A 14,732-nucleotide genomic window follows, 5' to 3' on the forward strand; every position below is an offset into this window, starting at 1 on the left:
TTAGTATTGAATTACAATTGAAACGGATATTATGCTTATTTTTGGGCCTATGAAAAAAGTATATTTCGATAACGCTGCGACGACTCAGCTAAGAAGTGAGGTGATTCATTGTATTTCTGAAGTGCTAAGAACAGAATATGGAAATCCTTCTTCTACACATTCTTACGGTAGATCATCTAAATCTTTACTTGAAAATGCAAGAAAAGAAATTGCAGGACATTTAAACGTATCAGCCTCCGAAATTATATTTACTTCCGGTGGAACAGAAGCAGATAATTTAATACTAAATAGTTGCGTTCGTGATTTAGGTGTTACCAGAATAATTTCAAGTAAAATCGAGCATCATGCAGTATTGTATACAATAAATGAACTACAAAAATCACATGGAATACAAATAGATTTTGTTGATTTAGATGAGTTTGGTCATGTCGATTACGGTCATCTTGAATCATTAGTAAGAGATACTACTCAGAAAACGCTTGTTAGTTTAATGCATGTTAATAACGAAGTTGGTTGCATTTTAGATATTGATAGAGTTGCCAAACTTTGTAAAGCTAATAACGCCTTGTTTCACAGTGACACCGTACAATCTGTAGGACATTATAAACTAGATTTTTCTGAAATTCCAATAGATTTCGCCTGTGTAGCAGCTCATAAATTTCATGGTCCTAAGGGGGCCGGTTTTGCCTTTGTGAGGAAATCCAGCGGATTGCAACCTTTAATCTTTGGAGGTGAACAGGAGCGAGGACTAAGAGCCGGGACGGAAGCAGTTTATGCAATTGCAGGAATGGCTGAAGCATTGAAGATTTCTTATCAAAATCTAGATAAAGAAAAGGCTTATATATCGTCAATAAAATCCTATTTCAAAGATGAAATTTCTAAAGCTATTCCAGGTGTTAAGTTTAACGCTAGTTGTGGTGATCTTGAAAAAAGCACTTACACTGTTTTAAACATATGTCTTCCAATGCCTCCCGAAAAGGCACTAATGCTTTTGTTTCAATTAGATCTCAATGGTATTGCTTGTTCACGCGGAAGTGCCTGTCAGAGTGGTAGCTCCAAAGGATCGCATGTTCTTAGCGAAATCCTTTCCGAAGAAGATCTTCAAAAACCATCTATTCGATTCTCTTTTAGTATTTTTAATACTAAAGAAGAAGTAGATTATGTCGTGGAATTTCTTAAAGATTTTATTGAAAAATAGTAGCTAAATGGCTATTTGTTTGGTTGACTTCGGAAAAATCTGATTGTCGTGTCTCGTGTTTGTATATTAAACCAATTAAGAACGAATTGTATTCTATATATTGCGGTTATGTCTTAAAAGTTTAATCTGAAGTATTTAAAACCGCATCGTTGCTCTCACATTAAACACTCTTGGCGTCAAGTAATTTGGAATCGAGTATTGCACCTTCGTATAGATATCTCTTACAAATGTATTCGTGATTGAATTTTGCACATCAAAAATATTGAAGATCTCTGCGCCAATTGTTAGTTCGTTAAAGGCACTAAGCCAACCACTTTCTCTAAGGTTGTTTTCGTCAACAATAACATACGAAACCCCAAGATCGGCTCTTTTGTAGTCTGGAAGCCGCTGCTGATAATCGTATGGATCTGCATAACTCGGTGATCCTCCTGGTAGTCCTGTGTTATAAGTAAGATTTAGGTATCCCTTAAGATTCGGAATTACCTTTACATAATCCTGAATTAATACTCCAAATTTTAATCGTTGATCTGTTGGCCTAAATATGTTTCCGCGATTATCTATGTTCTCTTCAGTTTTCAAATACCCAAAACTCACCCAACTTTCAGTTCCAGTAACAAATTCTCCTGCCATTCGAAGATCCAATCCATAGGCGTATGCTTCAGCATTATTACGCGCTCTATAACGAATACGTACGTTTTCGAGCGTATATGGATTTACATCAGTAAGTTTTTTATAATAGGCTTCAGAATTAAGTGTAAATGGACGATCCCATAGTTTAAAACTGTAATCATTTCCGAAGACAATATGCACAGATTGCTGGGCCTTCACTTCAGGTCGGACAGCGCCGGTAGAATCTCGTAGTTCGCGATAGAAAGGCGGCTGATGATAAACTCCACCAGAAAGACGGAATAACATATCCATCTCCCAATTCGGTTTCAATGAAACTTGTGCTCTAGGGCTAAAAACAGTCTGAGTGGTACTTGTTATTCCCTTTCCGCTTACATTCCAATTATGTGCTCTAACACCTGCATTTGCCCACAATTTACTGTTTGAAAGTTCGAATTGTCTACTTACTTGCGCGAAACCGGAAATCCTGTTGATCTGCACATCATTAATAGCTCTTATATCTGTATACGGAACTATAGGTGAAGCATAAGGCTCGTAAGGTTGATTGTTAACATAATCAATAATTGGAGGGCGAATTGAAAATCCTGCCGAATCGATAATTTCATATTCTTGAACACGATCGCGAATATCTTCACGGGTGTATTTTAAACCGTATTCGATGGTGTTTTCTTCTAAAGTCAGAGTTCCTTTATGCTCCAGATTAATAATAAGCGCATCCAGATCATTACGGGCATGTGTTAGTTGCCCACCAATTCCTTCAGTAAATTCAACTTCACCAAGATCTTCATCACCAATGTTAGTGTTTACCTCACCAAGCCTGTACTGTGCAAGAATATCGAAGTGTTCCTGTTCCTGAGTCTGATAAATAGATCCAATTAATTTTGCAGTATAGTTTTCGGAAAGTACATAGGTTCCCTTTAATGCTCCGAAATACGTATTGTAACGGTCTTCTTCCTGTCCTTCATAAAATACTAATAAAGCGATAGGGTCGGCAAGAGTACCAAAATTAGTTTGACGTGTTAGTGGCTGATAGCTATAATCATTGATCGATACGTTTCCTAAAAAGCTAAGCTCAAACTTATTGTTAAACTTATAAGTTAAATAGGTCTGCGCATCGGCAAAAGTTGGTTTGAAATTGGTTTCCGTTTGTTTTGAATTTACAAACAGACTATTGTTTCTATAACGAAGTCCTAAAACTCCCGTTAGTTTTCCATCATTAGAGATTCCTTCAACAGATCCACTAGCACCTAATAAGCTAAGATCCAGACTAGCACCAAACTTTACAGGCTGCCTATAAGTAATATCCAAAACTGACGATAATTTATCCCCGTATTTAGCTTGAAACCCTCCGGCAGAGAAATCTACATTAGATGTTAAGTCACTGTTTACAAAGCTTAATCCTTCCTGCTGACCACTTCGAATTAAGAATGGACGATATACTTCTACTTCATTTACATAGACTAGGTTTTCGTCATAATTTCCGCCTCGAACTGCGTATTGCGTACTCAATTCGTTGTTTCCGTTGATTCCGGGAAGTGATTTTAATAGATTTTCGACACCTGCATTGGCGCCGGGCATTTTACGAATAACTTCTGGGCTTATAGAAACGATTCCTTCAACTTGTTTGTTTCTTCTGGTAGATAATTCGATAGTACCAATTTGAACAACATCCACTTTCATTACAGGATTAAACTCATAATCAGCATTTGGCTTTAGTGTAATGTCAATTTCAACATTTTCTAAGCCAATATAAGAATAGACAACCTTCACACTTTGATTTGAAGGGATTTCAATAAGATAATATCCATTGAGATCAGATTGCACACCTTCGTTCCCGGTGGTGACATTCACTCCTGCTAAAGGTTGGTTGGATGAATCGAGTAAAACTCCTCTTACGGTAGCTTTTTGCGCGAACAAGAGACTCGATGTTATAAAAAAGAAGATAATGAAGGGTAAAGTTGTTGTTTTCAAAAGCCGTTTTTAAGTGTTTTTTCTGAAAAAGGTCGCTTCAAATGTAGCACTATTTCCTACATTATCGATAACAATTAATTTCAAATTATTTTCGCCTTCTTCTGAAATGTTGTCATCAAAATCATAAGTTAGAACGTCTGTTTTGTAATTATATTCCATCAGAATAAATTTTCCATTCACTGTAGCTCGATAGGATTTTATACCGCTTAGGTCGTCTTCAATTTTAAGCTGAAGGGTCTCATTTTTCGATATCCACTTGTCCGAGCTAAAATTAAATGGCTTTATGGTAGGTACAATGGTATCCACAACAAGTGCGTAATCACCAAAAGTTCTCGTTCTGGCAGTGAGCTTATCTCCCTTACGACTGGTACTATTATAGTAGGGTTCTCCTCGATAATTAAGTCTTCCGAGGAAAAGCTTATCCTTATCACTTTCATTATAATTTGAAGCATCCACACTTAAGGTAATGTTTCTATGAATAGGTATTACGTCTTCATGGAAGGTTAAAGTATCACCTTTGGCTTCAATTTTTAAAAAAGTATCTTCATACAGGCTATTCGCCGGAATATAAATACTGAATTTCCCTTTGGTAATAGAAGTAGCGTGATCTGCGTAAATGAAATCTTCGGTAGTTGCGTCTATCTTCGGCTCCAGAATCTCTAAATTTTTTCCTTCGATTGGGATAGAAATAATAACGGTATTTCCTTTATAATCTTTGACTTCAATGGAGTAAGTAGAAGTGAAGCCATCCTGAACATCTAAATAACCACTGTCGTTTTCATATTTAATTATGCTCAACGGATTATTACTTTCTCTAAACAGTTTTTGGATTCTACTTTTGTTATTCTGAAAGTATCCGTAATCGATATAGCGGTTGAGATAGCGAGTTTCGTCGAAGGAAAATTTTTCAAAAAGCACTTCGAATTTTTCTTCACCATTATATGCCGTTTTTATTTCATACACGCCATTCTTGTTTGAAGCACCATCTTGTTGGTCATTGGTTGCAATTCCGAAGCCAATACGTCCGAAGGCAATAATATTCTCGACCTTATATGTTCCGTCCTTTTGAAGGATTAGTCTTAGTTTAACGGGATTCTGCGACTGATTGATCTGCGCACTCTCACCAATTGGATAACCCATAATCGTATAGACTAAAGGGTGTTTAGTATCGGGAATTTCTACACCAAATAGCATAGGATTCATAGGGCGTGAAGCTCCATCTCGTATTTCATAATGCAAATGTGGTCCGCCACTGCTTCCAGAGTTTCCTGTATAACCTATAATATCACCTTTGGACACATTAAGGGTTGAAGCGTCCGGGAACAGCTCGATCTCGTAGGATTCGTTATCATACTGACTCTTTTTTACATAAGCTTCGATGGCACCGGCATATTTCTGAAGATGTGCGTATACCGTAGAGTAACCGTTGGGATGTTTTATATACAAGGCTTTTCCGTAGCCATAATGGCCTACTTTAATTCGCTTCACAAAGCCATCTGCAGGTGCATAAATAGGAATACCTTCTTTTTGCTGCGTTTTAATATCGAGCCCGCTATGGAAATGATTGCTCCTAAGCTCACCAAAGCTACCTGCCAAGATCAGCGGAATTTCGAGTGGGTTACTAAAATAATCGGTAGGAACGGTATTTTGTCCGTTGGCTGCAACTCCCAATAAAAGCAGCCCAAGAATTATGTTTCTCATAGTGTGTAAAAATAAGAATTAGGTAAATAATAAAAGGGAGTGATGTGCTTTTATTGTGCTTGTTTTTCAATATTACAAAAAATAATAGAAAAGAGTTGCCTTATTAACAACGGTATGTTAACTTTGTGAAAGAAGTATTGAATTAATTACGAATGAGCCAAATTTCAGAAATTGTTGATTCTCTTGAAAATAGAATTAGCAAGTTGCTTCACAGCCATCAAAAACTGAAGCAGACTAATGCGAAATTAGAAGAAGAAAACGAAAATTTAAGATCGCAGCAGGAACAATTTCAAAATGAAGTTGAAAAGTGGAGAGAAGAAAGCAGCTCATTAAAATTAGCAAATTCGATGCTCGGCAGCGACGAATACAAACGAGATACAAAACTCAAAATAAATGCTCTGGTTCGGGAAATTGACCAATGTATTACACAACTTTCCGAATAATTTAAATAATGTCAGACCAATTAAAAATAAAACTATCAATTGCAGACAGGGTATATCCCTTAACAATTAATCCCACTCAGGAAGAAGGGCTTAGACTAGCAACTAAGAAGATAGAAGAAATGATTAAAAGGTTCGAAAAAAGTTATGCTGTGCGCGATAAGCAGGATGTGTTAGCCATGTGTGCTTTACAATTCGCGGCGCAGGTGGAGCAAAAACATATTGATAAAGATAGTGATACGCAACATATTGAGGAGAAATTAAAGTCCTTGAACGATTTGTTGCTGGAACATTTATCTTAACGTTCTTTTAAATAAAATAAGGTTACTGCCTACATTAATATTTTTTTTGGTAAACTCAACGTTACACTTTTGAAAAGGGTGAGTTCAAGTTGCTAAAGCGGGCCGTCTTCGAACGGATACTTGACCAGCTTATTAGCCCTAAACTTGTTTTTATGGAGTTTTATTCAAAATGTATATTATTAATGTAGGCTTTTTTATACATAAATATTAGATAAAAATGGATAACATAGTTATATTAATTATTGTAGGAATAGCGGGACTTGCCGTGGGTTTTGCTATCGCTAAATACCTGGAGAAGAACAACGCTTCCCAACTTATAAAATCGGCAAAAAAGAATGCTGCCTCCTTATTGAAAGAGGCTAATACTGAAGCAGAATCTGTTAAAAAAGATAAAATGCTTCAGGCGAAAGAAAAGTTTATTGAACTTAAATCTGAGCACGAAAAGGTCATTATGAGTCGGGAGAAGAAGATGTCTGACGCCGAAAAGAGAACCAGAGATAAAGAATCGCAGGTTTCAAGTGAAGTAGCGAAATCGAAAAAGTTAAATTCTGAACTGGAAAATAAGCAAAAAGACTATAATGACCGGATTGCATATTTAGAGAAAAAGCAAAGCGAACTAGATAAAATGCACCGAAGTCAGATAAATCAGCTGGAAGTAATTTCTAGCCTATCGGCAGATGATGCTAAGGCTCAATTGATGGAAAGCCTTAAGGAAGAGGCAAAATCCAGTGCGATGGCCTATATACAAAACTCTGTTGAGGAAGCTAAAATGACAGCGCAACAGGAAGCCAAAAAGATTATCATTACTACCATTCAGCGTATTGGAACAGAAGAGGCTATCGAAAACTGTGTGTCTGTCTTTAATCTTGAAAGTGACGATGTAAAAGGACGAATTATAGGTAGAGAAGGCCGTAATATCCGCGCTATCGAAGCTGCAACCGGTGTTGAAATCATTGTAGATGATACGCCAGATGCAATAATTCTTTCCTGTTTTGACTCTGTTCGTAGAGAAATTGCCCGTCTATCACTTCATAAATTGGTAACCGATGGTAGGATTCACCCTGCCAGAATTGAAGAAATTGTAAAGAAAACAACCAAACAGATAGAAGAAGAGATCATCGAAGTTGGAAAACGGACTATAATTGACTTGGGAATTCATGGCTTACAGCCCGAACTTATCAAGGCTGTAGGGCGTATGAAATACCGTTCATCTTATGGACAAAACTTATTACAACACTCCAGAGAAGTAGCTAAATTATGTGGTGTTATGGCATCCGAACTTGGATTGAATCCGAAATTAGCGAAACGTGCAGGTTTACTTCATGATATTGGAAAAGTTCCTGAAACAGAAACAGAAGTGCCACATGCTATTCTCGGAATGCAATGGGCAGAGAAATATGGTGAAAAACCTGAAGTGTGTAACGCGATTGGAGCTCACCATGACGAAATTGAAATGACAAGTTTACTTTCACCTATAGTACAAGTTTGTGATGCGATAAGCGGTGCAAGACCTGGTGCAAGACGACAAGTACTCGATTCGTATATTCAACGTCTTAAGGATCTTGAGGATATCGCTTTCGGATTTGGAGGTGTAAATAAAGCCTATGCGATTCAAGCGGGTAGAGAACTGCGAGTGATGGTAGAAAGTGAAAAAGTTACCGATGAAAAAGCAGCCCAGTTGTCTTTCGAAATTTCACAAAAGATTCAGACCGATATGACCTATCCTGGACAAGTGAAAGTGACCGTAATACGGGAAACCAGAGCTGTGAATATTGCGAAATAAAGATTGAATTGATACATATTAAAAAAGGCTCCTAATTAGGAGCCTTTTTGCATTTTAAAAAGATGTAATTGAAATTAATTTTTTATTATTTTTTTTACAAAATTTTCACCTTCTACTGAAATAATAACGATATAAACGCCTTTTGGTAAAATCGAAAGATCGATTCTAGAGTTTGATTCTTGCTTTATCAATTTCCCGTCTAAAGAATAGCATTTAATTTTCTCAATTGATTTTACGGAATTAACGTCCAATACATCAATAACCGGATTCGGACTCAAACTGATAGAATTCTCTTCGTGATCATCAACACTCAAAACACAATCTTCACTATATGCTGCCCACGCATCTTTACACCATCCATGTGGAAAAGTTGCAGTACACACTAAATTAGCATCTTCATCATCCACGTTAATGCAAAAGAGATTAGGATTAAACCTGGAATCCATGGCAATCATGTTTAGGTTATTTTGATTTTTCAAATTCAAACTCTCAAGTGCATTTTCCTTACATAATAATTGTTCTAAATCCGAATTATTACTTAAATCCAAATTAGCAATCAAATTGTAAGAACAACTCAAACTTTTTAACGATAGATTATTGGAAACATCCAAGCTCGTTATTTGATTTTCTGATACTCCTAGTCCTTCCAAATTATAATTTTGGGATACGTCAATTTCAGTAAATTGATTTAAAGAGATATTAAGTTGTTTTAAATTTGGGTTTTCCGAAATATTGATTGTATTCAATTGATTATTGCTTACACTTAAAAATTCAAGATTTTGATTTGCTGAAATAACGGAAGTCAATTGGCAGTCCCAGCTATTAACCCATACAAGAGATTGGTTTTGTGTTAAATCAAGAGCGGTCAAAGGATTATCTCCACAAAGCAAAGTATGAAGATTTGAAAAAGCGGCAATTCCCTCCAAAGATTGAATACCGTTATTTCCAACAGATAATGCGTATACGGCCTCTGCCTCACTTAGTTGTATTTCACCATCATTGTTAGTATCTACATCTCCATCAAAGTTTAAATTTGCATCAAAAGCTGCGCATGTATAGTTCACTAAAGCATATTTAAAATTAGCATCGGGGATCGTAACAATTTGTGCTTGCGTAAAGGAACATATGAATAATAGTATGATAAGTATTCTCATAATTAATGAAATAAACATTTAAACTATCAATAATAAGTAATTTTTTGGATTGATTCAAATTCTATTTCCTGGGATGATACGCATTCATCACTTCTGAAAGATGCGTTTTGTCAATATGTGTGTAGATTTCGGTTGTTGTAATGCTTTCATGGCCAAGCATTTGTTGAATAGCCCTCAAATCGGCTCCGTTTTCCAGCAAATGTGTTGCAAAGGAATGGCGAAAGGTATGAGGGGATACAGTTTTCCGAATTCCAGCTTTTTCCGCTAGTTGCTTGATAATTGTAAAGATCATTGCCCTCGTTAAAGCTTTCCCTCTCCGATTTAAAAACAAGGTGTCTTTGGCATTGTTATCAATATCTTGATGTACCCGTATTTCCCTTCGGTATAATTCCATAAATTTAATGGTCGACTTTCCGATAGGTACAAATCGCTGTTTATCACCTTTTCCGGTAACTTTTATAAAGCCTTCTTCAAAAAATAGATCAGATATTTTCAAAGTGATTAACTCACTCACCCGCAACCCGCATCCATAAAGCGTTTCAAGTATTGCTCGATTCCGCTCTCCTTGTGGTTTACTTAGATCAATGGCGGCTATAAGTTGGTCGATTTCTTCGGTAGAAAGGATATCCGGAAGTGTTCTAGCGGTTTTCGGACTTTCAATTAGGTCTAATGGATTGGTCGTTCGATACTCTTCAAATACCAAATAGTTAAAAAAGCCACGAAGCCCAGAGATTATCCTACTTTGAGATTTTGGATTGAGCTCCTTAGCAACTTGATAAATAAATTGTTGTATGGTTTCTTCGGAAATCTGAATAGGGGAGATCCCTATTTCATTTTCGTTCAACCATTTTATAAGTTTATTGATATCTAAGGCGTAATTAATTACCGAGTTTTCTGAAAGACCTCGTTCAATCTTCAAATAGTTTTTGTAATCAATAAGGGCACGTTGCCATTGCATATTGCGATATTAGTAAAATAGATTCAGAATAAAAATTAGCTAGGTTATAACAAATTGTAAAATTTTAAGTTTTAAGTATCTTTGATTCACAAAAAGACAAATAAAATAACCTATGAAAAAATCAATTGTTTTAGCATTAACGATATTAATTAGTATTTCAGGATTCTCTCAAGATCTGGATTTAGGGCTTAAAATAGGAGCGAATTTCGCAAATGTTTCTGATTTAAAAGATTCTTCGAGCAAAACAGGCTTTCACGCAGGCGCATTTGTAGGAGCAAAGTTAAGTGATAAGATTGGGATACAGGGCGATTTATTATATTCTCAGCAAGGTTCTAAGATAAAAGGAAGTGAATTTGAGCTTACTTATGTAAATGTACCAGTAGTTCTTAAGTACTATCTAGTACAGGGATTAAATGTACAATTAGGCCCTCAATTTGGTTTTATTGTTGACGATAAGATTAAGACTGTAATTGGTACTATCGAAGCTGAAGCAAAAGCAGAGTCCTTCGATTTATCAGGTGTTGCAGGTTTAGGACTAGACCTTCCTTTTGGACTGCGTATTGATGGACGATATAATTTTGGATTGAGTGAAGTCATAAAGGGCGAAGATGGCAAGAATACGGTTGTTTCCGTTTCAGTTGGCTATTCTTTTCTTTAAATAATTAAAAACTTTAAAAAACCATCTGTCATGAATAGATGGTTTTTTTTTGTGGCTGAAAATCAGATTGTTTTATGTTTTTCACTAAGTATAGGGGTAAAATCCTGTGTGCAAGGTTTATTATTATTTCGTAGCTTCACGATATAAATAATTTACAATACGCAAATTATGAAAAAAATATTCCTACTTATAACGGTGACAGTTTGTATAATCACAACCAGTTTTGCACAGGGTGAATTTCGTATGGGAGCTAAGGCAGGTCCTAATTTAGGGAATAGAATTGGCTTTCATCTCGGGGCTCTAATTGAAGTCCCAATAAGTGATAAAATTTCATTGCAACCTGAAATTTTATACTCTTCGCAAGGAACGAAAATTGAATCTGGTTTTTTTGGTGCACAAGTAGAAACAGATATTAAATTGGATTATCTAAACTTTCCGATTTTAGGAAAATACCATATCCTCAAAGGATTAAGTGCAGAATTAGGTCCGGTAATCGGTGTTTTGGTTAAAGCTGAAAGTAAAGTCGACGGTCGGTCCAGAGACTCGAAAGAATATTACGAGAATATCGATATAGGAATTGGAATTGGCGCTTCTTATCTTACATCAATTGGTCTTTTTGGAAGTTTAAGGTTTAATAAAGGCATTACAAATACCAATACTACTTCGGAAGAAAGTTTATACTATAATTCAAAGAACCAAAATAATATTAGTCAGATTTCAGTTGGATACTCATTTTAAACAATTAGTGCTACATCCGGAAGGTGGGAATTCTATTTCACTATTGTTCTGTTTGCCAACTTGTTAAAAACTTTGTTGATAAATTGGGGTAAAAGCCTGTAGTAAAGGATAAATTTAATTTAGTAGCTTTACTAAACTAACACTTAATACTTTAATTATGAAAAAATTATTTTTATTTATTGCGCTAGGTCTATTTCTAGTAACATCTTCATTTGCACAAGGCGAAATTAGACTAGGTGTTAAAGCCGGTCTTAACTTAGCGTCAATTGGAGGGGATGCTTATTATACTGGTTTTGGAGGGTTTAATTCCAGAACTAGTTTCCACATTGGTGGATTGGTTGAAGTTCCTGTTACTGATAAGATTTCTGTACAACCCGAGATTTTGTATTCTTCACAAGGTAGTAAAACTAATTATGGTTTTGGAACTACCGAAAACTCAAAATTAGACTATTTAAATATTCCTGTAATGGGGAAATACCATATTATTCAGGGCTTAAGCGCTGAATTGGGACCTGTGATTGGGATTTTAGTAAACGCGGAAAGTGTTGATTTTGAAACGGGTCTTGTTGGTGAAACCAAAGACCAGTATAAAGGTTTAGATATAGGGATAGGTATTGGTGCATCATACCGACTTCCAATGGGGTTCTTTGGAAGTTTACGTTATAACAAAGGTGTCACTGACATTAATGATATAAAAGATGAAGATTTTAATGCTAAAAATCAAAACAACGTATTTCAGGTTTCTGCGGGATATTCATTCTAATAGCAAGTAAATTATTTTAAAAAGCGGAAGCAATTGCTTCCGCTTTTTTTATTTGAAATAATGATTAAAACGACTTTGCTTTATTTTGTTTTGAGCTTAGGAATTTGAACCTTTTAAAATTTTATTAGCTCGTGGGCGCAGCTCCGAGGTAGTTTATTTATATCTTTAAGCAATGAAAATTATTATTGTAAACGGCCCTAATTTAAATCTCCTCGGAAAGCGTGAAAATGATATCTATGGCGATGAGACCTTCAACGACTTTTTTGAAACACTGCAGTCTAAATTCAAGAATGTCGAGCTAGAACATTATCAATCGAATATCGAAGGAGAACTTATTGATAAACTTCAGGAAGTTGGGTATACGTACGATGGAATTATCCTTAATGCTGCGGCCTATACGCATACTTCAGTCGGGATTGGGGATACTGTTAAAGCAATTTCAACACCTGTTGTGGAAGTACATATTTCTAATACCTTCTCAAGAGAGAAATTCCGGCATAAATCTTATATCTCAGCAAATGCAAAAGGAATTATCCTAGGGTTCGGACTACAAAGTTATGAGTTGGCATTAATGAGTTTTCTTTCAAAATAAAAACTGGATGTCCATAGATTAGGTCTCGATTTCAGCCTGTATTGTGCGTAATCGAAATGCTTGACCAGATAAATCTATATTAAAGCAATAAAAAAAGAGCTCCGATTAGGAGCTCTCTTTTTGTCTTATATCTAAAATCTAATAGCGAAGCGATCTATTATTTAAAGATGAATCACCTCTCCATAAGCATCTGCAACAGCTTCCATCACTGCCTCACTCATGGTTGGGTGCGGGTGAATCGCCTTTAATACTTCATGCCCCGTAGTCTCGAGTTTACGTCCTAAAACAGCCTCAGCGATCATATCGGTTACGCCGGCACCAATCATATGGCAACCCAACCATTCTCCGTACTTGGCATCGAAAATAACTTTTACAAATCCGTCTTTCGCACCTGAAGCACTAGCTTTTCCGCTGGCAGAAAAAGGAAATTTCCCTACTTTCAGTTCATATCCTGCTTCTTTTGCTTGTTTTTCGGTCATACCAACACTTGCTATTTCCGGAGTAGCATAGGTACATCCCGGGATATTTCCGTAGTCAATAGCTTCAACATGAATACCGGCAATTTTTTCTACACAGGTAATTCCTTCAGCTGAAGCAACGTGTGCAAGTGCAGGTCCAGGAACAACGTCCCCAATAGCATAATAACCAGGAATATTGGTTTGATACCAGTCATTCACCATAATTTTATCTCTGTCGGTAACAATACCTACATCTTCAAGTCCGATGCCATCTAAATTAGAAGCAATTCCAACGGCAGAAAGAACGATCTCAGCTTCAATAATTTCCTCTCCTTTTTTGGTTTTTACTGTGGCTTTCACCATTTTCCCTGAAGTATCAACTTTTTCTACGGAAGAATTGGTCATTACTTTAATTCCGGCTTTTTTCAACGATCTTTCAAATTGTTTTGAAACATCTTCATCTTCCAAAGGCACAAGATTGGGTAAAAACTCAACAATAGTTACTTCTGTCCCCATTGCGTTATAAAAATGAGCAAATTCAGATCCGATAGCACCGCTACCTACAACAATCATGCTCTTAGGCTGTGTTTTTAAGGTCATAGCCTCACGATATCCAATTACCTTCTTTCCGTCCTGCTTCAGATTTGGTAACTCTCTTGAGCGGGCGCCTGTGGCAATTATGATATGATCTGCGGAGTATTCTTTCCCATCAACGTCTACTTTCTTGCCTGGTTTTAATTTTCCGAAGCCATTAATAACGTCGATTTTATTCTTTTTCAATAAGAATTGTACCCCTTTACTCATTCCATCGGCAACACCGCGGCTTCTCTCAACAACTTTAGTAAAATCCTTGTCATATTCTTTTACGGTAAGTCCGTAATCTTCTGCATGCTTCAAATAATTGAAAACATCAGCACTTTTAAGAAGCGCCTTAGTTGGGATACATCCCCAGTTAAGACAGACACCTCCTAGACTTTCCTTCTCAATAACTGCTGTTTTTAAACCTAATTGCGAGGCTCTTATAGCGGCTACATATCCGCCCGGACCACTTCCTAAAACTATTACATCGTATTTACTCATTTCGCTGAATTGTATCTATTAATTGAAGTCACGAAATTACAAAATGTAAGTGGAACGAAACAAAAAAGCATCAAAAAACACGCCTTTTTACCGATCTATTAATAAATAATAATTTTTGTTTTTGCTTCGGAAAGATTTTCAGAAACGAACAACTATATAACCGAATCGAGTTTTGCGGTGATATTGATCGTTCCATTTGTAGTAACGCTTTCCTTTTACGAAGACTACTTTATGTTGTCTGGGTGCTTTTTTAATCACTACGACCTTGGTCGAAGGCGCCGGACTAACAATTCTAGGTGCGCAAGAGGT

At 36.3% G+C, this 14,732-nt stretch carries 13 protein-coding genes and 1 other RNA gene; 9 read left to right on the top strand and 5 right to left on the bottom strand.

Annotated features, from left to right (window positions below; all coding sequences use genetic code 11):
• Positions 1-49: 49 nt before the first annotated feature.
• Positions 50-1,198 (top strand): cysteine desulfurase family protein, encoded by a 1,149-nt coding sequence (locus BXY75_RS04960; RefSeq protein ID WP_121907354.1) that lies wholly within the window; start codon positions 50-52, stop codon positions 1,196-1,198.
• A 135-nt stretch (positions 1,199-1,333) separates the two neighbouring features.
• Here BXY75_RS04960 and BXY75_RS04965 read toward each other — a convergent pair whose 3' ends face one another.
• Positions 1,334-3,796, bottom strand: a complete 2,463-nt coding sequence (locus BXY75_RS04965) for a TonB-dependent receptor (protein ID WP_121906625.1) — start codon at positions 3,794-3,796, stop codon at positions 1,334-1,336.
• Positions 3,797-3,805: 9 nt separating this feature from the next.
• Positions 3,806-5,497, bottom strand: a complete 1,692-nt coding sequence (locus BXY75_RS04970) for a M23 family metallopeptidase (protein WP_121906626.1) — start codon at positions 5,495-5,497, stop codon at positions 3,806-3,808.
• 152 nt (positions 5,498-5,649) lie between these two features.
• On the opposite strand from BXY75_RS04970, the gene BXY75_RS04975 reads away from it, so the two are divergent.
• The 4 genes from BXY75_RS04975 (at position 5,650) to rny (ending at position 8,022) form a co-directional block, all read left to right on the top strand.
• Positions 5,650-5,940, top strand: a complete 291-nt coding sequence (locus BXY75_RS04975; RefSeq protein WP_121906627.1) for a hypothetical protein — start codon at positions 5,650-5,652, stop codon at positions 5,938-5,940.
• A gap of 8 nt (positions 5,941-5,948) precedes the next feature.
• Complete coding sequence (locus BXY75_RS04980) at positions 5,949-6,239, top strand: cell division protein ZapA (protein ID WP_121906628.1); 291 nt, start codon at positions 5,949-5,951, stop codon at positions 6,237-6,239.
• 53 nt (positions 6,240-6,292) lie between these two features.
• Positions 6,293-6,400: non-coding RNA, 6S RNA (gene ssrS, locus BXY75_RS04985), on the top strand.
• Positions 6,401-6,456: 56 nt separating this feature from the next.
• Positions 6,457-8,022 carry a ribonuclease Y gene (gene rny / locus BXY75_RS04990; protein ID WP_121906629.1) on the top strand — a complete coding sequence of 522 codons (1,566 nt, stop codon included), beginning with the start codon at positions 6,457-6,459 and terminating at the stop codon, positions 8,020-8,022.
• A gap of 74 nt (positions 8,023-8,096) precedes the next feature.
• On the opposite strand, the gene BXY75_RS04995 is transcribed toward rny, so the two are convergent.
• Positions 8,097-9,194, bottom strand: coding sequence for a T9SS type A sorting domain-containing protein (locus BXY75_RS04995; protein ID WP_121906630.1), 1,098 nt, complete (start codon positions 9,192-9,194; stop codon positions 8,097-8,099).
• 43 nt (positions 9,195-9,237) lie between these two features.
• Positions 9,238-10,134, bottom strand: coding sequence for a site-specific tyrosine recombinase XerD (xerD, locus tag BXY75_RS05000; RefSeq protein ID WP_121906631.1), 897 nt, complete (start codon positions 10,132-10,134; stop codon positions 9,238-9,240).
• A gap of 112 nt (positions 10,135-10,246) precedes the next feature.
• Between xerD and BXY75_RS05005 the strand changes: the two genes are divergently transcribed.
• The 4 genes from BXY75_RS05005 (at position 10,247) to aroQ (ending at position 12,885) form a co-directional block, all read left to right on the top strand.
• Positions 10,247-10,792, top strand: a complete 546-nt coding sequence (locus BXY75_RS05005; protein WP_121906632.1) for a porin family protein — start codon at positions 10,247-10,249, stop codon at positions 10,790-10,792.
• Positions 10,793-10,960: 168 nt separating this feature from the next.
• Complete coding sequence (locus BXY75_RS05010) at positions 10,961-11,530, top strand: porin family protein (RefSeq protein WP_121906633.1); 570 nt, start codon at positions 10,961-10,963, stop codon at positions 11,528-11,530.
• Positions 11,531-11,687: 157 nt separating this feature from the next.
• Positions 11,688-12,293 (top strand): porin family protein, encoded by a 606-nt coding sequence (locus BXY75_RS05015; protein ID WP_121906634.1) that lies wholly within the window; start codon positions 11,688-11,690, stop codon positions 12,291-12,293.
• 172 nt (positions 12,294-12,465) lie between these two features.
• Positions 12,466-12,885, top strand: coding sequence for a type II 3-dehydroquinate dehydratase (gene aroQ / locus BXY75_RS05020; protein WP_121906635.1), 420 nt, complete (start codon positions 12,466-12,468; stop codon positions 12,883-12,885).
• 161 nt (positions 12,886-13,046) lie between these two features.
• Here the strand turns inward: aroQ and lpdA are convergent, their stop codons facing one another.
• The gene (lpdA, locus tag BXY75_RS05025) at positions 13,047-14,423 is read right to left on the bottom strand and encodes a dihydrolipoyl dehydrogenase (protein WP_121906636.1); all 1,377 of its coding nucleotides are present in this window, start codon (positions 14,421-14,423) and stop codon (positions 13,047-13,049) included.
• Positions 14,424-14,732: the final 309 nt, after the last annotated feature.

The organism is Ulvibacter antarcticus (assembly GCF_003688405.1).
Taxonomy (GTDB): Bacteria; Bacteroidota; Bacteroidia; order Flavobacteriales; family Flavobacteriaceae; genus Ulvibacter; species Ulvibacter antarcticus.

What these genes read in the sequence shown, in the direction of transcription:
- BXY75_RS04970 (WP_121906626.1), bottom strand. Translation starts at nt 5,497, where the DNA reads ATGAGAAACATAATTCTTGGGCTGCTTTTATTGGGAGTTGCAGCCAAC.
- BXY75_RS04960 (WP_121907354.1), top strand. Translation starts at nt 50, where the DNA reads ATGAAAAAAGTATATTTCGATAACGCTGCGACGACTCAGCTAAGAAGT.
- BXY75_RS04975 (WP_121906627.1), top strand. Translation starts at nt 5,650, where the DNA reads ATGAGCCAAATTTCAGAAATTGTTGATTCTCTTGAAAATAGAATTAGC.
- aroQ (WP_121906635.1), top strand. Translation starts at nt 12,466, where the DNA reads ATGAAAATTATTATTGTAAACGGCCCTAATTTAAATCTCCTCGGAAAG.
- rny (WP_121906629.1), top strand. Translation starts at nt 6,457, where the DNA reads ATGGATAACATAGTTATATTAATTATTGTAGGAATAGCGGGACTTGCC.
- BXY75_RS05005 (WP_121906632.1), top strand. Translation starts at nt 10,247, where the DNA reads ATGAAAAAATCAATTGTTTTAGCATTAACGATATTAATTAGTATTTCA.
- BXY75_RS04995 (WP_121906630.1), bottom strand. Translation starts at nt 9,194, where the DNA reads ATGTTTATTTCATTAATTATGAGAATACTTATCATACTATTATTCATA.
- BXY75_RS04980 (WP_121906628.1), top strand. Translation starts at nt 5,949, where the DNA reads ATGTCAGACCAATTAAAAATAAAACTATCAATTGCAGACAGGGTATAT.
- BXY75_RS05015 (WP_121906634.1), top strand. Translation starts at nt 11,688, where the DNA reads ATGAAAAAATTATTTTTATTTATTGCGCTAGGTCTATTTCTAGTAACA.
- lpdA (WP_121906636.1), bottom strand. Translation starts at nt 14,423, where the DNA reads ATGAGTAAATACGATGTAATAGTTTTAGGAAGTGGTCCGGGCGGATAT.
- BXY75_RS05010 (WP_121906633.1), top strand. Translation starts at nt 10,961, where the DNA reads ATGAAAAAAATATTCCTACTTATAACGGTGACAGTTTGTATAATCACA.
- xerD (WP_121906631.1), bottom strand. Translation starts at nt 10,134, where the DNA reads ATGCAATGGCAACGTGCCCTTATTGATTACAAAAACTATTTGAAGATT.